The 21639-nt window shown below is 34.8% G+C and carries 21 protein-coding genes and 2 tRNA genes; 11 read left to right on the forward strand and 12 right to left on the reverse strand.

What is annotated here, in order from left to right; all coding sequences use genetic code 11:
- Positions 1-5 precede the first annotated feature (5 nt).
- The 3 genes from rpmA to metK all read left to right on the forward strand — a co-directional run bounded on the left by rpmA (position 6) and on the right by metK (position 1591).
- On the forward strand, positions 6-275 hold the full coding sequence (gene rpmA, locus OOK90_RS04315) for a 50S ribosomal protein L27 (protein WP_006279564.1): 270 nt from the start codon (positions 6-8) through the stop codon (positions 273-275).
- Positions 276-284: 9 nt separating this feature from the next.
- Positions 285-361, forward strand: a tRNA-Ile gene (locus tag OOK90_RS04320).
- Between the two features lie 57 nt (positions 362-418).
- The gene (gene metK, locus OOK90_RS04325; RefSeq protein ID WP_182282475.1) at positions 419-1591 is read left to right on the forward strand and encodes a methionine adenosyltransferase; all 1173 of its coding nucleotides are present in this window, start codon (positions 419-421) and stop codon (positions 1589-1591) included.
- Positions 1592-1784: 193 nt separating this feature from the next.
- Here the strand turns inward: metK and OOK90_RS04330 are convergent.
- A protein-coding gene (locus OOK90_RS04330; RefSeq protein ID WP_094189578.1) for an IS5-like element ISWpi1 family transposase occupies positions 1785-2617 on the reverse strand; the annotation gives its coding sequence in 2 pieces (ribosomal slippage) (positions 1785-2248 and positions 2248-2617; 834 coding nt in all).
- A 115-nt stretch (positions 2618-2732) separates the two neighbouring features.
- On the opposite strand from OOK90_RS04330, the gene OOK90_RS04335 reads away from it, so the two are divergent.
- The 4 genes from OOK90_RS04335 to ruvC are packed head-to-tail and all read left to right on the forward strand — an operon-like array spanning position 2733 to position 5388.
- A complete protein-coding gene (locus tag OOK90_RS04335; protein ID WP_223823049.1) occupies positions 2733-3320 on the forward strand; it encodes a TenA family protein in 588 nt (195 codons plus the stop codon).
- Between the two features lie 44 nt (positions 3321-3364).
- A complete protein-coding gene (locus tag OOK90_RS04340; protein WP_010962391.1) occupies positions 3365-4024 on the forward strand; it encodes a TenA family protein in 660 nt (219 codons plus the stop codon).
- Positions 4025-4071: 47 nt separating this feature from the next.
- Complete coding sequence (locus OOK90_RS04345; protein ID WP_264705777.1) at positions 4072-4899, forward strand: cytochrome c oxidase subunit 3; 828 nt, start codon at positions 4072-4074, stop codon at positions 4897-4899.
- Positions 4900-5388 (forward strand): crossover junction endodeoxyribonuclease RuvC, encoded by a 489-nt coding sequence (ruvC, locus tag OOK90_RS04350; RefSeq protein WP_209473140.1) that lies wholly within the window; start codon positions 4900-4902, stop codon positions 5386-5388.
- Positions 5389-5432: 44 nt separating this feature from the next.
- Here ruvC and ruvX read toward each other — a convergent pair whose 3' ends face one another.
- Together ruvX and OOK90_RS04360 are read right to left on the reverse strand one after the other, a co-directional pair.
- Positions 5433-5900 (reverse strand): Holliday junction resolvase RuvX, encoded by a 468-nt coding sequence (gene ruvX, locus OOK90_RS04355; RefSeq protein ID WP_209473142.1) that lies wholly within the window; start codon positions 5898-5900, stop codon positions 5433-5435.
- Between the two features lie 303 nt (positions 5901-6203).
- A complete protein-coding gene (locus tag OOK90_RS04360; RefSeq protein ID WP_138264918.1) occupies positions 6204-6389 on the reverse strand; it encodes a hypothetical protein in 186 nt (61 codons plus the stop codon).
- Positions 6390-7083: 694 nt separating this feature from the next.
- Between OOK90_RS04360 and gatB the strand changes: the two genes are divergently transcribed.
- Both gatB and OOK90_RS04370 read left to right on the forward strand, forming a co-directional pair.
- Positions 7084-8508, forward strand: coding sequence for an Asp-tRNA(Asn)/Glu-tRNA(Gln) amidotransferase subunit GatB (gene gatB, locus OOK90_RS04365; protein WP_264705778.1), 1425 nt, complete (start codon positions 7084-7086; stop codon positions 8506-8508).
- A gap of 132 nt (positions 8509-8640) precedes the next feature.
- Positions 8641-9423, forward strand: coding sequence for a hypothetical protein (locus tag OOK90_RS04370; protein ID WP_264705779.1), 783 nt, complete (start codon positions 8641-8643; stop codon positions 9421-9423).
- Here OOK90_RS04370 and OOK90_RS04375 read toward each other — a convergent pair.
- Positions 9398-10230 (reverse strand): IS5-like element ISWpi1 family transposase gene (locus OOK90_RS04375; protein WP_094189578.1). Its coding sequence is split into 2 segments (ribosomal slippage): positions 9398-9861 and positions 9861-10230, totalling 834 coding nucleotides; the frame shifts between segments, so codons are not numbered across the junction. The genes OOK90_RS04370 and OOK90_RS04375 overlap by 26 nt on opposite strands.
- 139 nt (positions 10231-10369) lie before the next feature.
- Here OOK90_RS04375 and OOK90_RS04380 point away from each other — a divergent pair.
- Positions 10370-12877, forward strand: a complete 2508-nt coding sequence (locus OOK90_RS04380; protein ID WP_264705780.1) for an ankyrin repeat domain-containing protein — start codon at positions 10370-10372, stop codon at positions 12875-12877.
- 85 nt (positions 12878-12962) lie between these two features.
- Here OOK90_RS04380 and OOK90_RS04385 read toward each other — a convergent pair whose 3' ends face one another.
- From OOK90_RS04385 to OOK90_RS04410, 6 genes are all read right to left on the reverse strand, one after another.
- Positions 12963-13382, reverse strand: a complete 420-nt coding sequence (locus OOK90_RS04385; RefSeq protein WP_209473226.1) for a YqaA family protein — start codon at positions 13380-13382, stop codon at positions 12963-12965.
- Between the two features lie 6 nt (positions 13383-13388).
- The gene (gene cysS, locus OOK90_RS04390; RefSeq protein WP_209473224.1) at positions 13389-14762 is read right to left on the reverse strand and encodes a cysteine--tRNA ligase; all 1374 of its coding nucleotides are present in this window, start codon (positions 14760-14762) and stop codon (positions 13389-13391) included.
- Positions 14755-15411 carry an exopolysaccharide biosynthesis protein gene (locus tag OOK90_RS04395; protein ID WP_209473222.1) on the reverse strand — a complete coding sequence of 219 codons (657 nt, stop codon included), beginning with the start codon at positions 15409-15411 and terminating at the stop codon, positions 14755-14757. Before OOK90_RS04395 ends, cysS begins: the two co-directional genes overlap by 8 nt.
- A gap of 90 nt (positions 15412-15501) precedes the next feature.
- Positions 15502-16158, reverse strand: a complete 657-nt coding sequence (locus tag OOK90_RS04400; protein ID WP_010962397.1) for an exopolysaccharide biosynthesis protein — start codon at positions 16156-16158, stop codon at positions 15502-15504.
- Positions 16159-16324: 166 nt separating this feature from the next.
- A complete protein-coding gene (gene tatA, locus OOK90_RS04405) occupies positions 16325-16492 on the reverse strand; it encodes a twin-arginine translocase TatA (protein WP_006013840.1) in 168 nt (55 codons plus the stop codon).
- 128 nt (positions 16493-16620) lie between these two features.
- Entirely contained in the window at positions 16621-17394 is a 774-nt protein-coding gene (locus OOK90_RS04410) for an ABC transporter ATP-binding protein (protein ID WP_006280146.1), read from the reverse strand.
- Between the two features lie 147 nt (positions 17395-17541).
- Here OOK90_RS04410 and OOK90_RS04415 point away from each other — a divergent pair.
- Positions 17542-17618 (forward strand) — tRNA-Arg (locus OOK90_RS04415).
- A 101-nt stretch (positions 17619-17719) separates the two neighbouring features.
- Here OOK90_RS04415 and uvrC read toward each other — a convergent pair.
- Positions 17720-19537: an excinuclease ABC subunit UvrC gene (uvrC, locus tag OOK90_RS04420; RefSeq protein ID WP_209473218.1), complete on the reverse strand. Its 1818-nt coding sequence runs from the start codon at positions 19535-19537 to the stop codon at positions 17720-17722.
- Positions 19521-21638 (reverse strand): glycine--tRNA ligase subunit beta, encoded by a 2118-nt coding sequence (gene glyS / locus OOK90_RS04425; protein ID WP_264705781.1) that lies wholly within the window; start codon positions 21636-21638, stop codon positions 19521-19523. The genes uvrC and glyS overlap by 17 nt, the downstream gene beginning before the upstream one ends.
- Position 21639: the final 1 nt, after the last annotated feature.

A 21639-nucleotide genomic window follows, 5' to 3' on the forward strand; every position in this document is an offset into this window, starting at 1 on the left:
AAGATATGGCAACTAAAAAATCAGGTGGTAGTTCCTGTAATGGTAGAGATTCAGCGGGTCGTAGGTTAGGAATAAAGAAGAATGGGAAGGTTATTCCTGGTAACATAATTGTGCGCCAAAGAGGCACAAAATTCCATCCTGGGAAGAATGTTGGTATAGGTAAAGATCATACGATTTTTGCTAAAATAGAAGGCTGGGTCAGCTTTAGAAGATCAGCAAATAAAAAGACTTTTATTGATATCGTGCCTACAGATAATATGAAAGCTTCAGCTTGAATAAATCATGGGTCTGTAGCTCAGGTGGTTAGAGCGCACGCCTGATAAGCGTGAGGTCGGAGGTTCAACTCTTCCCAGACCCACCATTTAGTAGTTACTAACTGTGTTTTCTATAGCGGTTTTGATATTGTATAAGCAAAAACATGAGTTTATATAAAAATTTAGTAACCAGTGAATCAGTGGCGGCTGGTCATCCAGATAAAGTAGCAGATCAAATTTCAGATGCAATACTTGATGAGTACCTTTTTACTGATCCTTTTGCGCGAGCTGCAATAGAGACTTTAGTCACCAAAGATAACGTTATTATAGCTGGGGAAGTGTTTGGGCCTAACATCAAAAATAGCAGGATTGAAAGTATTGTACGGAATACAATAAAAGATATTGGTTACAAGCACGATGGGTTCCACTGGAGAAAAGTGAAAGTAAATATATTGCTGCATGAGCAATCAAATGACATTGCAATAGGGTTGGATCAAGGTGCTGGAGATCAGGGCATAATGTATGGCTATGCAACAACAGAGACAGAAAACCTTATGCCGGCACCCATTTTTTATGCACACTCGATTCTGAAAAATATCATGAGCGCAGTTAAAGAAGCAAAACTTGGTCCAGATGCAAAGTCACAAATCACTTTGGCATATGAGAATAACCTCCCGGTACGTGCTGAAAGTATTATTGTCTCAATACAGCACCCTGAGGATTTGGATCAATCAAAAGTAAAAGAAATAATTTACCCTTACATAGTTTCATCTTTACCTGAAGGATGGATGTGTCCTGAGGAAAATCTCTTAGTCAATCCAACTGGTAGATTTGTTATTGGTGGACCGGTTAGTGATTGTGGATTAACCGGACGAAAAATTATGGTTGATACTTATGGAGGTTATATTCCACACGGTGGAGGAGCGTTTTCCGGAAAAGATGCAACCAAAGTTGATAGATCTGCGGCTTATATGGCAAGATATCTTGCTAAAAATATTGTCTTTGCAGGTTTGGCTGAACGTTGTCTTGTGCAGCTTTCTTATGCAATTGGTGTATCAAAACCTACTTCATTCTATATTGATACATTTGGTGCGAATAAGGTAGAGGAAAGAGTAATTAAAAAGTTTATCGAGAATAATATAGATTTATCAACAAAAGGCATAATCAAGCATTTATCGCTTAATCATCCTATATATAAACGTACAGCCTGTTATGGACATTTTGGTAAAGAGTCAGAAAGTGACGGTGGATTTTCTTGGGAAAGCATAAACTTGTCTGCTGATCTTCGTAGAGAATTCAATATAGAAGGTAATAGTAAAATTTCTTTAGATTGCTAAAATTTTTGATTTACAGCCCCATATTTATATACTAGCTTATTGTTAAAGCATAGCACGCTTTTTCATAATAATTATACCACATTAGTAATAATTTTTATATTCAATTTTTATTGTGAGGCTTATAAAGTGTATAACGAAATAGAAGGAGAACTGTACAACGTAATTGTAAGAGGTTGTCCGGAAACTAGTAAATTCAAGCATATTCCCTCTTTAACATAACCCTACTCATAGCTAGGTATATGAAATTCTCAGTGGATGTTGTGAGTAAATCATACTCCTTCGATAGCCTTCTATTCCTATTAACCCAAGCAAAAGTCCTTTCTACAACCCATCTTCTTGGCTGTACTTTAAACCCTTGTTCTCTTGTTGGTAGTAGCTCAGGTGGCGTATCTTTGTGCACCCAAAATCTACATGGAGGCCTTTTAACAATTTCAATATCTATGTCATATTCTTCCTTTATGTGATTCTTTAAATTTCTTCCTTGGTATCCCATGTCAGCCCACATTTTTTTAACTTTAGTATATTTTGTTCTCATATTGTTTAATGCTATTTTAATACCATCTCTATCATTTTCGTTAGCAGCGCCTACGTAACAACCTAGTATAAAACCCTGAGTGTCTGTAATTATATGCCTTTTTCTACCCTTTACTTTTTTACTTCCATCATAGCCTTTGATCCCCCCTTTTCTGTAGTCTTTACAGATTGACTATCTACTATACAGGCACTCGGCTGCTCATTCCTTCCTATTTTTCTTCTACTATATTTTGTAATTTCATAATTCATTTTCTCAAAAATTCCCTGCTTCTTCCATTGCCTGAACTGCTCATACACAGTCTTCCATAGCGGAAAATCATTTGGTAAATACCGCCATTGACACCCTGTACGCAATACATAGAAAATTGCTTCTAATATTTCTCTTTTGCTATACTTTGGCGGCCTTCCTCCTTTCTTGTATGATACTCTGAAGTGTTTTTCTATTCTTGCCCATTCCCTTTCGCTTAGATCTGTTGGATACTTTTTTCTCATCTTTACCCCGTACTAAAATTTCAGATATTATAGCCTTTTACTTGTTTCCGGACAACCTCTAAAAGAGTTTTCTGATCTTATTGATAAAATAAAAGAACACCCTTTTAATGTTGAATTGATAAATAATACATTAGATTATGAAAAATTCAAATTCTACCTTCAGCAGGATTTTCTGTATTGTATAGATTGCGCTCGTGCTTTTTTAATTGTTGCAGCTAGAGTTGATGATATTGAAATGATGAGTAGTTTAATCAATTTGGCACAAGGAGCATTTTATGTTCGAGAACAGTATAAAAAATATTTTGAAGATTGTGATCTATCTGATGATCACAAAAAGTCAAGAGCTTGTTCTGCCTTTACTGACTTTTTCATGAGTGCCGCATATCACAATTCTGTTAATGAAGCTTTAGTAGCATCTTATTCTTGCTTTAACATATACCAAATCGTTATACGCCATATGGTAAATGAGATAACAACTAAAGGGGTTAAAAATAACAAATACAAAGAGTGGATCAACATTTATAGTAGCGAAACAGTAAATGCTGTAATTGATGAGGTTACTGATATTACAAATAAGCTATATAAAAAAGCTAGTGACTGTGAAAAAAAGAGGATGTATGAGTTTTTTAAGAAAGGGCTGGAATTAGAAATAATGTTTTGGGATGAGGCATATTACTCTAATATATCTAGCAAAGAATATTAGCAGCGGATTATTTACGTTAACTTGATCTTTTATCGGTAACTACAGTGTTCAGTGGCATAATTAGGAGCTGTTACGGGTCAAATCTTTTAAAGGATATAATTGAGCATCCTTTTAATGTTGAGTTAGCGAATAACACCCTAAATATAGAGAACTTCAAATTCTATGCTCAACAAAAGACGTTGTTCTTAGGTGATTATATTCGTACCACCTTAATTACTGCATCCAAAATGGAAGATTATAGTAGTATTATCTCGCTTGCTGAAGTAGCCCAAAGAGTAGTGACTGTTAATAGAATGCTATATGACTACTACTTTACTATGTACGGTATAAGTCGCGAAAAGAAATCTCTTGAGTGTTTTAATTTCACTAATTTTCTTTTATCCATCTCGCATAGTAATACCTATGAGGCTATGACGGTTTTGTATTCTTGCATGTTTATATACGAGACTGTCGTTGATAGCATGAAAAATAGATTCAAGAAAAATAATAGATATAGGGATTGGTTTAATTTTTGTTACAGTGATTCAGTAAAGTCTGGATGCATTATTTTGGAAAATATTGTTGATGGATATTGCAGCAGAGCAAGAGAAAACGAAAAGAGCAGAATGCTTGAGTTGTTTAGAATAACTGCACAATTTGTGTTAGATTTTTTGAACGGTGCATATAATTTTTCAAGATTCAATCAATTTCCTAAGGAACATTGACAATTTTAAGCTAATTTGTATCCTTAATAAGTATTTTTTAAAATGCTATGAAAAGTAAAGAACATGATTTTCATTTAGTGGATCCAAGCCCTTGGCCAATTGCTGTATCAGCAGCAATTCTTATTCTTGCACTTGGATTAGTTGGCGCGCTTCATAAACAAATTGTCGGAATGTTTTGTTTAGTTTTGGGAATCTCCGCAGCATCAGGGGTGCTGTTTTATTGGTGGAGAGATGTAATAAGGGAGGCCATTTATGACAAATGTCACACTGCCATTGTAAAACATGGACTCAAATTTGCAATGTACTTGTTTATTCTCTCGGAGGTCGTATTTTTTATAGTGTTCTTTTGTTCATTCTTTAAAGCCTGGCTTGATCCAGTTTTTTTATTTGAGGCGTTTTCTCCTGCAAAAAAAGTTGAATGGCCCCCTGAGGGAATTTTGCCACCTGATCCGTGGTCACTACCATTCATGAATACATTAATATTATTGCTTTCTGGTACAACAATTACTTGGGCAAATCACTCTTTACTTAAAAATGATAAAAAGAGCATGATTAAAATGCTGTCCATAACTATATTGCTTGGAGTTTTTTTTATAATAGTGCAAGCAATAGAGTATCATGAAGCGAGTTTTTCTCTACAAGAAACAGGAGAAAAGCTTATTTATACATCCAATTTTTATATGATTACCGGTTTTCACTGCGCACACGTTATAATAGGAATAATATTTTTATCAGTGTGTTTATTTAGAGCACGGAAAGGCCAATTTACACTTCAGGACCATTTGTGCTTTGAGTTTGCCTCCTGGTATTGGCACTTTGTAGATGTAGTCTGGATATTTTTATTTTTGTTTGTCTATTGGTTAAGCGTTTATTAAGTGGTTAAAATAATAGGTCTAGATCCAGGAATAAGCAAGACTGGGTGGGCCATTATCAGCCTGAACGAAAAAAATAATATTGAATTTTTGGGCGGCGGTACCATATCAACTGATGGTAAATTGGGTACAGGTGAACGCCTACATACAATTTTTGAACAATTAAAGAAAGTAATTTCCCTATACTCTCCGAATGAAGCTGCGGTAGAAAAAATTTTTGTTAATAAAAATCCTAAATCTTCACTAACTTTGGGATATGCAAGAGGGGTTGTAATTTTAGCGTTAAAAATAACAAAGCTAACTATGAATGAATATGATGCAAACTATGTAAAAAAAAGCATTACCGGAAATGGCCATGCTGATAAGGATCAGATTATATTTATGGTGAAGCAAATAGTTAAAAATTTGAGTATAAAATGCCACCATGCTGCTGACGCTCTTGCTGTAGCAATTTGTCATGCTTATACGAAAGGTTCTTGTTTTGTTGAGTAACTTTTATATGGGATTCAGTTTGAAGATTTCCAGATCTGGAAAAACTATTTGATTGTATTTATCTTGTCTAACGTTCGTTGCAAAATAATACATGCGGAGATTTTATCATCTATTTTTTTCGATTTTGTGATTGATACTCCAGTAATTTTTAGTGTATGAGTTGCGATAGATGTTGAGAAGCTTTCGTCTTGTAAGTATATATTTACTTTATATTTTTTTATTATTTTATTTGCGAATTGGATTATAGTTTTACACCATTTAGTTTCTTGCTCGTCCATTTTTAATGGTAGTCCTATTACCATTGATCCAGATTCATTTTCTTTGAATATTCTATGCAGATAACCTAAATCTTTGCTCATATTTTTTCTGTGATATATGCTATGAGCTGTGGCTATGAGCTGTGTTTTATCGCTAAATGCTATGCCTATTTGCTTTTCTCCCATGTCAAGGCACATTATGCGCTTATCTTTTGGAATAGACTTTAGAAACTCATCTGGATTTCTATGTAGCATCTATTAGACTTCCTTTAAAGTGACCTTACCAAAAAAGTGGAGAGAAAGTTAAGAAAATTTTTTACAAAAAGAATAATGAATCAAATTGCTCAGGAATGCAATAGACTTCTTGCATAACCCAAACTAAGTAGAAAAAAGGTATCATCTAAGTAGCTGACACTGGTTTCCATCCAAAAGGGCAGTGCCCCTATGATGTCATTCCAGTGCTTGACACTGGAATCCAGACTTTAATTGTTATACTTGTAAATAAGTCTGGTGAGAATAGACGTTCATCTCAAAATGCAGTATTTTTGTTGAAATAGCTCAACTGGATTCCAGCGTCACGCGCTGGAATGACACCTTTGTGTTTGCATAGCTGTACGAACATTGTGATTTGAGAGCAATCTCCACAAGGGAGGATGTCATTCCAGTGCCCAGACACTGGAATCCAGGAAAAAGAATGGTGTCATCCAAGTAGCTGACACTGGGATCCAGAAGACTTAATTTCAACCAAATAATAAAGGCTGGATCCCAGTGCTTGGCACTGGAATGACAGCAATCCTACGTCATACCGCGATTCATTCGCGGTATCTCGGCCGCTAACAAGTAGCGGGATGACGGTTATCGTTTAGCTACAGACATTAAGAAATTTACCAAACGAAAAAAAAGGCAAAAGAAGCCCCGTGGTTGGCTAATTACTTACATTATACTTTCAAGTATGGCGTTTTTTTATTCTAAACACTTAATAACCGCGATTCAGTTGCTTTTAAACCGCAACTAATCTAAATTATAAACGTTAAGAAATTTACTAAACAGAAAAAAAGGCAAAAGAAACCCTAGGGTAGCTAGTTATTCACTATCCATTTTTTAAGTTGGCGTTTTTTTATGTTTTAAACGCTTTATAAGCGCGTTTCAGCTTATGTAGGTAGAAGTTTTATAAAGACATAAGGTGCACATAGTGCAAAAAATTAAACATGAGACGCCAGATACGTGAGTTTTTTTGTCATTTAATCTGTACAGAGAAGATAAATAAATAGCTTCAATTTTATGATAAGAGGGCTGGCGAAGCTTGTCAAGTAATCTTTTGCATTTAACCCGTTTCTATGGGTAAAACAATCTGCATACCACTTAGCTAACATGAGTTTTGTTTTGACTTTTTGTGCTAATTTTGCAGAATATTAAGATTATCATTTAAATAAAATACATGACGAAAGAGGATTGGGAAGCGGTAATTGGGCTTGAGGTGCATGCTCAAGTTTCTTCTAATACGAAGCTATTTTCTAGCTCATCAACGGAATTTGGTGCTGAGCATAACACTCAAGTTTCTCTAGTTGATGCGGCAATGCCAGGTACGCTGCCAATACTAAATTATTACTGCATAGAGCAAGCAATACGCACTGGTCTTGCACTTTCTGCAGAAATTAATAAGTATTCTTACTTTGATCGGAAAAATTATTTTTATCCTGATTTACCACAAGGTTACCAGATAACTCAGTTTTTTGAGCCAATAGTTAAAAACGGTAGAGTATTTATCAACGACAATGAAAAAGAAATAAGAATTGCGAGAATTCATTTAGAGCAAGATGCAGGAAAGAGCGTTCATGAGGAAAGCAGAACTTATGTAGAGTTAAATCGTGCAGGGGTTGCTTTAATGGAAATTGTTTCAGAGCCAGATCTCCGTTCATCTGCGGAAGCTGCAGAATGCATGAAAAAATTGAGGCAGATTTTGCGTTACATTGGTTCATGTGATGGTGATATGGAAAAGGGATCACTTCGTTGTGATGCAAATGTTTCTGTCCGCCTAAAAGGCAGTAGTACATTTGGCACTCGTTGTGAAATAAAAAATCTGAACTCGATACGTTATATTGTGCAAGCTATAGACTATGAAATACAAAGACAAATTGAAATTTTAGAAAGTGGAGAAGAAATAAGTCAAGATACCTTATTGTTTGACGTTGCTTCGGGAAAAACAAAAGTGATGAGAAGCAAAGAGGATGCAAGCGATTATAGATACTTCCCTGAGCCTGATTTATTACCTGTTGAGGTAAGCCAGGATAAAATTGATTTAATTCAATCATCTTTGCCCGAGTTGCCAGATCAAAAAAAGCTGCGATACATTGAGGAATTGGGTATCAATGAATACGATGCAAACGTCATTACCTCCGATAAAGCAATTGCTGATTATTTTGAGGAATTGATAAAAAAACATGATTCAAAGCTCGCCGTTACCTGGTTAACCGTAGAGCTTTTTGGTCGTTTGAATAAAGCAGGTATTGATATTGTGAGCTCCCCAATCAAAGCAAATGCTTTGTCCGAACTCTTAGATTTTATCGTTGATGGAACAATCTCTGCTAAACTTGGCAAGCAGGTATTCGATAGTATGTTTGAAACTGGCAAACCTGCATCTTTAATTATAGAAGAGCAAGACCTAAAACAAATAACCGATAGAGGTCAAATATCAGGAGTTATCGACACAATCGTCAATAACAACCAAGATAAAGTTCAAGAATACAAAAGCGGTAAAACAAAGTTATACGGATTCTTTGTCGGCGAAGTTATGAAACTTACCAAAGGAAAAGCCAGCCCTGATGTGGTGAATTCAATTTTGAGTGAGAGATTAAGTAATTAGTCACATTTTTTTATTTACATAACAGCACATCTCGTAGATATTCCAAGGTCTTTGTTACGATATCTGTATATCATGACATATAACTTTTTTACCATTTGTTGGTACTATTTTTAAAATTATGTGAGGTTGAGGATGCCTGAAACTTATCCTGCTTGGGGAAGAAAGCGGTCTCTTCATGGTGATATCTACCAACTAAAGTGGGTAATGCTGCTTCTCAAACGTGCAGTAGATGTTGGATATTCTTTCCGTTTAGCTACAGAAATGGAATCAGCTACGGGTTTTGATGATATTGTTTTTCAGGATAGGAAAAATGAAAAAATAGTACATAGGTTTATACAAAACAAACACAAGCAAAATGAATGCGAAAAAATCGGTGTAGGTAAATTGCTTTCAAAAAATAAAAGTGGTGAATTTAGCGTTCCAAAATATTTTGTTTCATATCTAAAGATTAAAATTAATCCAGATTTTGCAGATGGTGACCTAAAGGACTTTACTATCTGTACTAATATCGGTTTCGATCTAGCTCAAAGTGCAACACAAAATACAATAAAAAAGTTGAAAGCAAAAACTTCGGGACCAAACAAGGGAATAGAAATTGCAGTTGAAGTAATAAGCACTAGTGATATTTTTTTTAAATACGGCGGTACGAGATACAAGTTCTCTTGTACTCACGATAACATGATTTCAATAGTGCAACCGGCATTTAAGAGTGCTGTAAAAGAAGCAATAGAAGAATTGGAAAAGGAGATAAAAGAACTTCAAGGTAAATCAGATCAAAACTCAAAAAGAAAATTGGAAAGAAATCAGGTATGGCAACGTGAGTTTGAGCGAATGACAAATGAAGGCAAGTTAGAAGAGAATATAAGAGGTTGTCCGGAAACTAGTAAATTCAAGCATATTCCCTCTTTAACATAACCCTACTCATAGCTAGGTATATGAAATTCTCAGTGGATGTTGTGAGTAAATCATACTCCTTCGATAGCCTTCTATTCCTATTAACCCAAGCAAAAGTCCTTTCTACAACCCATCTTCTTGGCTGTACTTTAAACCCTTGTTCTCTTGTTGGTAGTAGCTCAGGTGGCGTATCTTTGTGCACCCAAAATCTACATGGAGGCCTTTTAACAATTTCAATATCTATGTCATATTCTTCCTTTATGTGATTCTTTAAATTTCTTCCTTGGTATCCCATGTCAGCCCACATTTTTTTAACTTTAGTATATTTTGTTCTCATATTGTTTAATGCTATTTTAATACCATCTCTATCATTTTCGTTAGCAGCGCCTACGTAACAACCTAGTATAAAACCCTGAGTGTCTGTAATTATATGCCTTTTTCTACCCTTTACTTTTTTACTTCCATCATAGCCTTTGATCCCCCCTTTTCTGTAGTCTTTACAGATTGACTATCTACTATACAGGCACTCGGCTGCTCATTCCTTCCTATTTTTCTTCTACTATATTTTGTAATTTCATAATTCATTTTCTCAAAAATTCCCTGCTTCTTCCATTGCCTGAACTGCTCATACACAGTCTTCCATAGCGGAAAATCATTTGGTAAATACCGCCATTGACACCCTGTACGCAATACATAGAAAATTGCTTCTAATATTTCTCTTTTGCTATACTTTGGCGGCCTTCCTCCTTTCTTGTATGATACTCTGAAGTGTTTTTCTATTCTTGCCCATTCCCTTTCGCTTAGATCTGTTGGATACTTTTTTCTCATCTTTACCCCGTACTAAAATTTCAGATATTATAGCCTTTTACTTGTTTCCGGACAACCTCTAAGGGAATTTTTTGATAAATTAGTATTTGCAGTAGATCAACCTAACGAGATAAAACTAGCGGAAATCATTGAGAATGAGTTGGGAAAAGAATTTAATAATCTCGATAAAAAGAACGTTTATAGTCGCTTTCTGGTAGAAGTTCTGGATTGGATGAAAGCAAGAGAGGGAAAGTTTCTATCACATGAAGAAATAAAGGAGTTTTTTGAAAAAATAAGAGAGGAAATTTTAGGAGCGATTTGGTTTGATGTAAGAGGTCCAGTCAGACTATTTACAGGAAGAGATGAGGAATTGGGAATGCTACATGATTCGCTACAACGCGATCCCAAAGGTGCTGTAATTTCATACATAACGTCTATTAGTGGTCCTGGGGGGATGGGAAAAAGCCAGTTAGCTAGAAAATATGCTTGTAAATATAGAAGATATTATGACGGCAATGTTATATGGATAGACGCTGAAAACTTTGAAGCTATGAAAGATTCTTTCTTAAGGTTAGCTAGAGATAGATTAGGTATTTCTTCTAAAGATAAGTATGGAAACGACAAAACGATAGAAACTATTGTTAGAGAAGTATATGCTTTCTTCGCAAGAAGGAGGAGCCTGTTCATTTTCGATAACGTTCAAGAGTACAAAAAGATAAGTAAATTTTTGCCATTTTCTTTATCTCCTGATCTTAACAAGCCTCATATTTTGATTACCTCGCATGATCAGGAACTGGAAAAGGGAATAGACGTTATAAAGCTAGGAGAATTGGAACAAAGAGACGCTATAGAGTTTGTTAAAAAAGGATTTAATATACTAAAAAAAGATAAATCGCAAGATCGGGAGATAGAAAATTTGGTAAGAAGGTTGCAATGCTTTCCTTTAGCTATACAACAAGCAATATCATATATTGAAGATCAGAGAATAATAGAGGAGTTTAAAATTAGTGATTACCTAAAAGAGTATGAAAAGAAAGCTAAGAAGTTGCTTAAGTCTAAAATATTTCAAGGAATTGATAACGACTATACTAAAACAACTTTTACAGCTTGGGAAGTTACGATGGATAAAGTAAGAAGTGATGAACAATATGGACCGTTAGCTTCAGAGATTTTAGATGTTTTGGCTTATTTTGCACCTGATAAAATCGCTAGAGAAATATTCTTAAATTCGGTAAGTGATTATAAGAAAAAGCAGTTAAAGCTAGCCATCCGTTTACTTGTGAGATATTCCATGGTGGGCGGTGAACAAAACCAAAGTGTATTAAATGTCCATAGGTTAGTACAGGAAGTAACTGAATTAAATTTACAAAAGGAAGGCCGAGAAGAAGAAGTTCTCAGAAAAGCCCTAGAATTAATAAATAGTGGTAATATAGTAAAAGATAGTACAATTCATGTTGCATCTATTTGGGGATATGCAAGTAAATATGGTAAATTGATTGATGACTTTTATTTCAGCTCATCTTATGTACATGGAGAACCGCTTTTTATAAAGAAAAGTGCACCTTTACACTTCCTTGCTGTAAGTGGTGATTATGAAGCAATTAGTGCAATAATAACACATATAGAAAGACATTACCCAGGTGAATTGGTAAAAACTGTTAATGTTAAGGACAATCTCGGTCAAACTCCGTTACACCACGCTTCTTATAATGGAAATTTGAGAGTAGTAGAGTATCTTATTAGTAAAGGTGCTGATATTAATGTTAGAAGCGAAAATGACTGGGTTCCATTGCACTATGCTTCTAGGAGTGGAGTACTAGCTGTAGTGGAGCATCTTATTAGTAAAGGTGCCGATGTTAATGCTAGAAGCAAAGATGACTGGGTTCCGTTACACCTGGCTGCTTGTATTGGAGAGCTAGATGTGGTGAAGTGCCTAATTAACAAAGGTGCTGATGTTAATGCTAATGCTACAAAGCCACTTTATTATGGAACTCCATTACACTTAGCTGCATACCACGGAAAATTGAATATCACAAAGTGCCTAGTTAGTGAGGGTGCTGATGTTAATGCGAGGGATGGGAATAACTGCACTTCTGTCCATAGAGCTGCTTACAGTGGAAAATTGGATGTAGTAGAGTACCTTATTAGTAAAGGTGCTGACCTTAATACTGAGGATGGAGATGGCAATATTCCGTTACATAAAGCAGTCCAGAATGGGAAATTAAATGTGATAGAATACTTCGTTGGCAAGGGTGCTGATGTTAATGCTAAAAACAGATATGACTGGACTTTGTTACATTGGGCTGCTTATAACGGCCAGTTGGATATAGTGAGATATTTAATCAATAAAGGTGCTGAGATTAATGCTAAAAGTTGGTCTAATGACACTCCGTTGCACCTAGCCGTATGTAGCGGAGTGTTGGATGCGGTAAAGTGTCTTGTTGGTAAAGGTGCTGAGGTTAATGCTAAAAGCAGGTATGGAGGCACTACATTGTGCTTAGCTGCTATGACGGGAAATGTTGACATAGCTAAGGTGCTACTAAAACACAACGCAGACATTAACACCAAAAATAATGAAGGAAGAACAGCATTACATTATGCTGCTAAATATAATCACCAAGAGCTTGTGGAATTACTTTTAGCTCATGGTGCATCCTATGACTACTAGAAATTTTGCATTTAATTTATAGCTCCGCTTCTGTCAGAGCATAAGATGACAGAAGTGGGCTTTAATAACTGTAGTACTATAGCTGTTATACTCCAAAAGTAAGTATTAGATATAACAAATAGAAGAAATTAGATAGAATGATTAAAGGGGCAAGAATATAAAGGTTTAACTTGAAATAACCTGATAAAATTTGAATCACACTTCCAAGTGCTGGCACCCACGAAAGTAATAAAGTTGCAAAAATTAGCAAATTTTTTGTAACTTTTGGCATTGTATATCCGTTTTCTAATTTGTGGTATGATTTTCGTATAGAGATTGTTATTTTACCTAAGTACCAATTAACTATTCCACCAAGACTTGATCCTAGTACTCCAAAAAATAACATCAGTAGTGGAGTGTGATACGACCTGAAATAAAGCATGGTATTGAACACAAAACCTTGATGTATGGGTAAGACTAATGATGATACTAGACTATCTGTGAATAACAGGAAGTAGTTTTCCATATGAATTTACCAGGTTGTTGTACCATCTTCATTGTCAGAAATTGTAACCCCTATTTGTTTCAACTGGTCCCTTATTTTGTCTGCAGTATTATAATCTTTATTTTGTTTTGCTGCTCTTCTTAAATCTATCAATCTTTCTATTTCTTGATGACTCACACCAGCAGTAAACCACTCTTGATAACTTGACTCAAGAAGACCAATAAATCTGGCACTCTTAACAAAACTCTCAGTTAATTTAAGCTTTTCACTTTCATTACTCATTTTGTTAATTTTTGCAGCCATTTCATGTAATATAGCTAGAGCTTCAGGAATGTTTAAGTCGTTTTTTAAAGCGTCTATAAAATCTTTAGAAATCTCTGCGTTACTTTCATCAATATTCGTTATATCTAAACCACGTAATAACCGATAAAATTTGTTTAAGGTTTCCTGTGCATCAGAAATAACGTTTTCTGTCCAATCAAGTGGTTTTCTGTAGTGAGTTTTGAGCAGTGCATAGCGTATTACTTCACCCTTTATTCCACTATCTAGCAAATCTCTTACTTTGACTATATTAAATAAGGACTTGCTCATTTTTTCTTCATTTACTGTAAGAAAGCCGTTATGTATCCAGTATTTTGCAAACATTGATCCAGCAAATGCAGACTTACTCTGTGCAATTTCATTTTCATGGTGAGGAAATTGTAAATCTATGCCGCCACCATGAATATCAAAATCTTTGCCAAGGTAAGCATATGACATTGCTGAGCATTCTATATGCCATCCAGGCCTGCCCTCTCCCCATGGGCTATCCCAATAACTTGAAAGTTTGTAGTCAATATCACTTGCAGGCTTCCACAGCACAAAATCTCCCGGGTGCTTTTTATTTTCATTAACTTCAACTCTGCTACCTGGAACCAATTCATCAGTTTTTTTTCCTGATAAAGCACCATATTCATGGTAAGATTCTATATTAAAATACACGTGTTTGTCAGATTCATAAGCGTGGCCTGATTGCAGCAAATGTTCAATTAATTTTATAATATAATCTACGTTTTCCGTTGCTTTTGGTTCGTATGTTGGTTTTTTACAATTTATGCTTTCCATATCATCATGAAAAGCTTTAATGTAATATGTGGTTATACTTTCTATGTTGCTATTTTTCTCACTTGCTGCATTAATTATCTTATCATCAATGTCGGTTATGTTACGCACATAGGTAACTTTGCCATAACAAAACTTAAGTAGCTGAAATAACACATCATACACAACAACAGACCGTGCATTGCCTATATGTGCTGTGTCATATACTGTTGGTCCGCAAACATACATTTTCACATGATCTTTATCGATAGGTGTAAAAAGCTCCTTTTTTTTTGTTAAGGTGTTGTAAAGCCTAACCATATACGAAGCTTTTGAGAAAAGAAAATGCCCCAATGATAAGTTGTGGCCCTTTGACTACTACAACAAGAGTAAGCAATAGCCCACACAATGATATTAAAACTCCCAATATGGATAGAAACCCATCTTTACTCATAATGCCAAGCGAAATAAGAGTCGTACCAATTGCAGGAATGAAGTTAGTAAGAGGCAATGGAAGAGCTATCGATAATGCAGAAAGCAACATTACAAAAGCTAAAATCTTTTCACCGGGCCCATAGAAAATAAAAGACATTCTTGGTTTCATGAACTTTTCTATTTTTTTTAATGCTGGAGAAGTTTTCTCTACCACAAGAGCTAGTGTTGAACGCTGAAAAGATCTTCTTTCTAGCCAACTGGGCATCCAAGGAGAATCAAATCCAAATAAAAGCTGTAATGAGAATAAGATTAAAGGTATAGAAAGAATAGTTGTATAACCAGGTGGAACCGGTATAGGCACCGATAGCGGCAAGGAGAAGATGATTATTAAAATACCAAAACCACGCTCATGCAAAGCTGTTTTAATGTCAAACAAAGTTACTTTATCGCTATCATTGTTATTGGTATCTGCAACTTCTTTTAGAATATCAGAAGCTAATTTATCACTTTTAGTCAACTTATCATTTTTTGACACGAAAAACCTTTGATAAAAATAATTCTTAACACAATTATTGTTTTATTTCAATATGCATTATTCATTTTGCGCTAGTAATTCGTTCTTTTGTTAAAGTGTTGTAAAGCTTTTAAGAAGAGAAAGTGCTCCGGTTATAAGTTGTGGTCCTTTGACTATTACAACAAGAGTAAGCAACAACGCGCACAATGATACTAAAACTCCCAATATGGATAGAAACCCGTCTTTACTCATAATGCTAAGTGAAATAAGAGTTGTGCCAATTGCAGGAAGGAAGTGAGTAAAAGGTAATGGAAGAGCTATTATTATTGCACAAAGCAACATCATAAAAGCCAGAATCTTCTCACCAGGCCCATAGAAAATGAAAGACAGTCTTGGCTTCATGAATTTTTCTATTTTTTCTAATACAGGGGAAGTTTTCTCTACCACAAGAGCTAGTGTTGAACGCTGAAAAGATCTTCTTTCTAGCCAACTGGGCATCCAAGGAGAATCAAATCCAAATAGAAGCTGCAGTGAGAATAAGATTAAAGGTATAGAAAGAATAGTTGTATAACCAGGTGGAACCGGTATAGGCACCGATAGCGGCAAGGAGAAGATGATTATTAAAATACCAAAACCGCGCTCATGCAAAGCTGTTTTAATGTCAAACAAAGTTACTTTATTGCTATCATTGTTATTGGTATCTGCAACCTCTTTTAGAATATCAGAAGCTAGTTTTTTATCTTTAGTTAGTTTCTCACTTTTTTGCACAATTATCCTTTAATAAAATATTCCTCTTAAGCTAACATAGTTGTTGCTGTATTTCAATATTTGTTATTTATTTCATACCAACACTTCATCTCTTTCATTCTTTAACCTGACTAAGTTTTTAAACAGATGACATGCACTAAGGTGCATGTCACGAAGTATGAGGACGCTAACGATCTGGTTCATTAGACGATAATTTTTCTGAGTCCTTAAGCTCCTGTTTAAGGTTTTTGATGCCTTTTCCTAAATCACCCATAACTTGCGGTAATCTGCCTGCACCAAACAGAACTAAAATTATTATTAAGACTAGAAACAATTGCCATGGTCCTAAACTCATTTTCACCTCCATTTAAAATATTGACCTTTAAATATTAAAACTTGACTGAAGTCAAGTAACACATAGATTATATCACCTTTATTTAATTATAAATCAAGGTTTTTTAATTATTTTATAACAATCCCAAACTAGATTATTTTCTTGCAGCGAATAAGTGGAAACTTTTCGCTTAACTGTAGAGTAGAAGAGAGCTCACTAAAAAACTTTGCTAGCGTATCATCTTTAGGCTTATGGTATATATCGCTAGAAACTCCTGATTGAATAATTTTACCATTTTTCATTACGTAGATAAAATCTGCAACTTTCAATGCTTCTTGCGGGTCATGAGTTACCATTAGCACAGGGATATTTTTACTTCTAAAAAGGGACAATATATGTTGTCTTATTCGGCACTTGAGCAGTATATCTAAATTAGAAAATGGTTCATCTAACAACACAACATCAGGGTTTTGTGCCATCACTCTTGCTATTGCAACTAATTGTTGCTGTCCTCCAGATAAGGCGTTAGGGTACATATTTTCATATTTTTCTATATTGAGTAACTTCAAGATTTCCAATGCAATTAGGTGCTTTTCTCTCTTGGAAGAGCTGCGGATAGCAAAGGTTATATTTTCTACTACTGTTTTATGAGGAAATAATGCAGAATGCTGAAAAATCAATCCGATATTTCTATGCTCTATAGCGACTGATGCCTTATTACTTGCAACTAACCTATCATTTATAAAAATAGTTCCAGATTTTGGATTTTCTATCCCCGCAATTAATTTCAAAATTGTTGACTTGCCACAGCCAGAATGCCCCAATAAACATGCAACATTTCCTTTCTTTACTTTAATGTTTATATTGCTTAAAGCAAAGTCGTTTTGATTGTTATAGAAATAACCAATATTGTTAACTAGCATTAATCTTACTTAAACCATGTTATTAAATATAATAGCATTATACTCAAGAAGTACAGAAATGTTTTTTGTCGTCATAAATTGGTTATGCAAAAAATCTAGAAAAGAAAGAATTTTTTGCTATAACTTTACATGAATGGTAGGAAATACGGGACTATAGCTCAGCAGGATAGAGCGTTGGACTCCTAATCTGAAGGTCGTGCGTTCGAATCGCACTAGTCCCACCACATTGCTTCACAAATTTTATGGAGATTTTTTTTCACAAATACGCACACCTTTTTTTGCGGTTTTAAGATATAAATTCCCTAATAATAAAACGGGTTTTGTGTCATTCCAGTACTCCTCTCTTATAATTTACGTGTTTAAGAATAACTTCTGCTAAACCTTTACTAATTCCAGGTATGTTTTGAATTTCAGCCAGAGAAGCTTTGCTTATATTTTTCACTGAACCAAAATAAGACATCAACGCTTTTTTTCTTTTGTTGCCAATGCCGGGTATTTTGCTTAATTGTGAAACTATAAACTGTTTATCGCGTTTTTTTCTATGTGAAGTTATCGCAAAACGGTGGGCTTCATTACGCAGCGATTGTAAGTAAAGCATGACTTTGCTGTCATTTGCCAGACTGAATTCTTCCCTGCCCAGCATATAAAATCTTTCATTTCCTGCGTTACGATCAGGACCTTTTGCCATACAAGCAAAAGGAACGTTTATATTCAATACTTCCAGTACATTCTGTACTATGGAAACATGTCCTGGTCCACCATCAATCAGTAAAAAATCAGGTATTATGCCTTTTATATTGCCGGAGAAACGTCTGGTTAGCACTTCCCTCATCATTTTATAGTCATCGCCTGAAAATTTTTCCTTTATAGTAAATTTTCTGTACTCACTTTTTAAAAAACCCTCCTGCCCTGCAACAACCATTACACCAATTTGTTGGTTTCCAAATATATGGCTATTGTCATAAACCTCAATACGCTTTGGAATATTTGGTAACAAGAAGATTTTGCTAAGCTCCTCAAGCTTTTCTAGGTTATTTCTATAATCGATAAGCTTCTGCTCTAAGCTATGCTGAGAGTTATCATAAACAAATTTCAATAAATCACGCTCTTTTTTATTCTTTGCATGCAGAACTTTTACTGGCTTTTGAGCAACCTTATATAGTGCTTGTTCTATAATTTCCTTATCCACAATAGAATCTGGAACGTAAATTTGTATTGGAGGTATGTTAGCTGAATTATAAAAATTGACCAAAAAGGTGGATAAAATTTCATCATTTGAGTGATCACCACAGTTCTCGGCAAAGTAAGGAGTGCTGCCGTAGTTGTCTTTATTTCTGAACGATAACACACTAATACATGCTAGATCCTCTTCACGTACAATACTGAAGAAATCTGCATCTTTTTCAAAAGAAAAATCCGTGTGCTGTATTTGAATTTGCTCAAGAAACTTTACCCGATCTCTATATATAGCAGCAAGCTCATAGTTTTCTTCACTGCTGCACTTTCTCATTGTGAAAAGTAACTGTTCTTTCACTTCCTTATTTCTTCCAAGCAATGTATTTCGTGCCTGTTTTACTGATTGGCAGTAGTCGTCTTTTGTGATTTTGTTTATGCATGGTGCTGAGCAGCGCTTAATTTGATATTCAATACATGGTCTTTTTGTTGAGGAAAAGTATTGATCTGAACATACTCTTAGGAGAAAAGCTTTTTGCAATGACAATATAGTTTGCTTAACAGCAGCGGCAGATGTAAAGGGACCATAATAATGAAACTCATTTTTCTTAAATTTGCCTCTATATTTTGCTATTCTTGGATAATCGTGCTTGGAAATTGTTATATAAGGATAAAATTTTCCATCCTTGAGCACAATATTATAAAGTGGTTTCAATGATTTTATTAGCTGTGCTTCAAGAAGCAGTGCTTCGATTTCATTCTCAGTGATGAATATTTCAACCTTAATAACCTGTAAGAGCATAACTCTAATTCGTTCAGAAAGGTTTTCGAATTGAAGGTAGTCGGATAACCTTGACTTTAAGTTTTTTGCTTTTCCAACATATAAAACTTTATTCTTATCTCCAACCATCTTATACACGCCACAGGATTGTGGAGATGATTTGATTTGTTCTTTATATTGCCTGAGCATTTATCCATTGTTTAACCTGTATGAGGTTAAAATCTGCTACTAAATGAAAGATGGAAACTACATTTTCAAGCAAAGATAATCTGTTTCTTCTCAGCTTATCAGAATCACAGTTAATCTTTATACTGTCCATAAACTGATTGATAAACGGAGCAAAACCAGCAAGTTCATCAAGTGCTACATTAAAGTGGTTATTTTTTATCGCTTGTTTTATGTTTTTACAAGCAGTTATAGCACAATTTGATAGCGCAATTTCTTCACTTTCAATCAAAAACCTCTTACCGTAAGATGCACTATAAGTAGTGCCATCACTTTTCCTTGCTTTGCTCATCATGTTACTGACTCTTTTGTAAGTGCTTAGAATTTGTTCACCTTCTGGAGTACTAAGATAACGATCCAATATAACAGTTTGCTTTTCTGCTGTCAGCAGATCATTAATATCGATTTTATATAGTATTGAATCTACAACATCTTGCCTTATATCTCTATTTTTTAAAATAACCTTGAATCTTTCTAAGCAAAATCTAAATACTAGTTCTGAAATTTGTTTTCTATTCGGCTTATCAACTGACGCTGTATTTTTATTAAATAGAAGCCTTGAATATAAAGATACTGACTTGTCTATCATTAGCCTAATTGGAACATGCAAATTATTTTCAAGTATTGTCCTAATTATACCAATTGTCATTCTCCGCAAACCAAATTGATCATACGAACCAGAGATTTTCTCACCTGCTGCAATTAAACCAACTAAGCCATCCACTTTGTCTGCAATTGACACAGCAATTGCAGAAGGAGATTTAGGACACTCCTGCTCTGGCCCGATTGGCTTATAATGCTCAGTTATAGCTTCCACTATTTCTCTATCTTCTTGAAAATAAGAAGCATAATATCCACCCATTACTCCTTGTAATTCTGGAAACTCTCTTACTATCGATGTTGCCAAATCAGCTTTTGCCAAATATGCAGCACGTTCAACTTTTATCAGCGAAGCATGTGGAATAAATATAGCTATATACTTTGACAAAGCCGTAATACGCTTCACCTTTTCCCCCACGCTGCCAAGTGAAGCATGAAATAATATTGAACCTAATCTTTTGACATAATAATCTAGATTTTCCTTTTTATCTTGAGATATTAAAAATTGGGCATCAGCAAGACGTGCTTCTAATATTCTTTCGTGTCCTTTAACAACTTCACCATTGTTGACGTTGACAACAGTGACAAAGTGTGAAATTCTCTTTCCATTACTTAAAGCAAGGTATTTTTGTTGTGTATTAACTATACTAAGTATTACTTCCTTCGGTAATCCAAATGACTTTTCTTGATTCACTTCACCAAACAGTACGATTGGCCACTCTATAAGCCCTGTCAATTCATTTAGTAAATAATCATTTTTCTCAAGTTGTAAATTCTGCTCTTTTGTGAATTTATTAATCTGATCTAGTATAAATTGCTTTCTTTTGTCCATTTGGAGAATTACACTGTTTTTTTCTAGCAATTCAAAATAGTCTTTAGGTGTTTTAACAGTAAGCGCCGTACCACTTGAGAGAAATCGATGGCCATATGTTGTGTTAGATGCTGTAATCCCTGCAAAAGATACAGGTATTATTTCATCATTTAAAATGCATAAAATGTTTTTAATTGGCCTAACCCACCTTTCTTTTCCTTTGCCCCATCTCATACTTTTTGGCCAAGAGAAATTTTTTAATATTTCTCCTAGTTGATTTTTAAGAAACTCTTGAATGTTAAATGAGCAGCTTTCTCTTTTAATGAAGTAAAAATCCTCATTATTTACTTTTCGAACGAGCAAATCTTCTTCATTTTTCTGATATTTTCTTAAAAAACCTTCGATAGCACTTTTTGGTGCGTTAATGTTTGGTCCCTTAACTTCGTTATTGGAATCCTTTAGCTCCAAAGCATTTATGTTGTCGACAAATAGGGTAATGCGACGTGCCGTTACAAAAACCTCCATTGATGTAAATTTTACATTATTTTTGTTAAAAACATTGGCAATACAGCTCTTAACTTGAGTTGCAGCTACATTCTGCATTCTCGGTGGTATTTCTTCTGAAAGGCACTCAAATAATAACTGCAACGACATA

It is taken from the genome of Wolbachia endosymbiont (group A) of Ancistrocerus nigricornis, from assembly GCF_947250785.1.
Classification (GTDB): domain Bacteria; phylum Pseudomonadota; class Alphaproteobacteria; order Rickettsiales; family Anaplasmataceae; genus Wolbachia; species Wolbachia pipientis.

What these genes read in the sequence shown, in the direction of transcription:
- rpmA (WP_006279564.1), top strand. Translation starts at nt 6, where the DNA reads ATGGCAACTAAAAAATCAGGTGGTAGTTCCTGTAATGGTAGAGATTCA.
- metK (WP_182282475.1), top strand. Translation starts at nt 419, where the DNA reads ATGAGTTTATATAAAAATTTAGTAACCAGTGAATCAGTGGCGGCTGGT.
- OOK90_RS04345 (WP_264705777.1), top strand. Translation starts at nt 4,072, where the DNA reads ATGAAAAGTAAAGAACATGATTTTCATTTAGTGGATCCAAGCCCTTGG.
- ruvX (WP_209473142.1), bottom strand. Translation starts at nt 5,900, where the DNA reads ATGCTACATAGAAATCCAGATGAGTTTCTAAAGTCTATTCCAAAAGAT.
- gatB (WP_264705778.1), top strand. Translation starts at nt 7,084, where the DNA reads ATGACGAAAGAGGATTGGGAAGCGGTAATTGGGCTTGAGGTGCATGCT.
- OOK90_RS04370 (WP_264705779.1), top strand. Translation starts at nt 8,641, where the DNA reads ATGCCTGAAACTTATCCTGCTTGGGGAAGAAAGCGGTCTCTTCATGGT.
- OOK90_RS04385 (WP_209473226.1), bottom strand. Translation starts at nt 13,382, where the DNA reads ATGGAAAACTACTTCCTGTTATTCACAGATAGTCTAGTATCATCATTA.
- cysS (WP_209473224.1), bottom strand. Translation starts at nt 14,762, where the DNA reads ATGGTTAGGCTTTACAACACCTTAACAAAAAAAAAGGAGCTTTTTACA.
- tatA (WP_006013840.1), bottom strand. Translation starts at nt 16,492, where the DNA reads ATGAGTTTAGGACCATGGCAATTGTTTCTAGTCTTAATAATAATTTTA.
- OOK90_RS04410 (WP_006280146.1), bottom strand. Translation starts at nt 17,394, where the DNA reads ATGCTAGTTAACAATATTGGTTATTTCTATAACAATCAAAACGACTTT.
- uvrC (WP_209473218.1), bottom strand. Translation starts at nt 19,537, where the DNA reads ATGCTCAGGCAATATAAAGAACAAATCAAATCATCTCCACAATCCTGT.
- glyS (WP_264705781.1), bottom strand. Translation starts at nt 21,638, where the DNA reads ATGTCGTTGCAGTTATTATTTGAGTGCCTTTCAGAAGAAATACCACCG.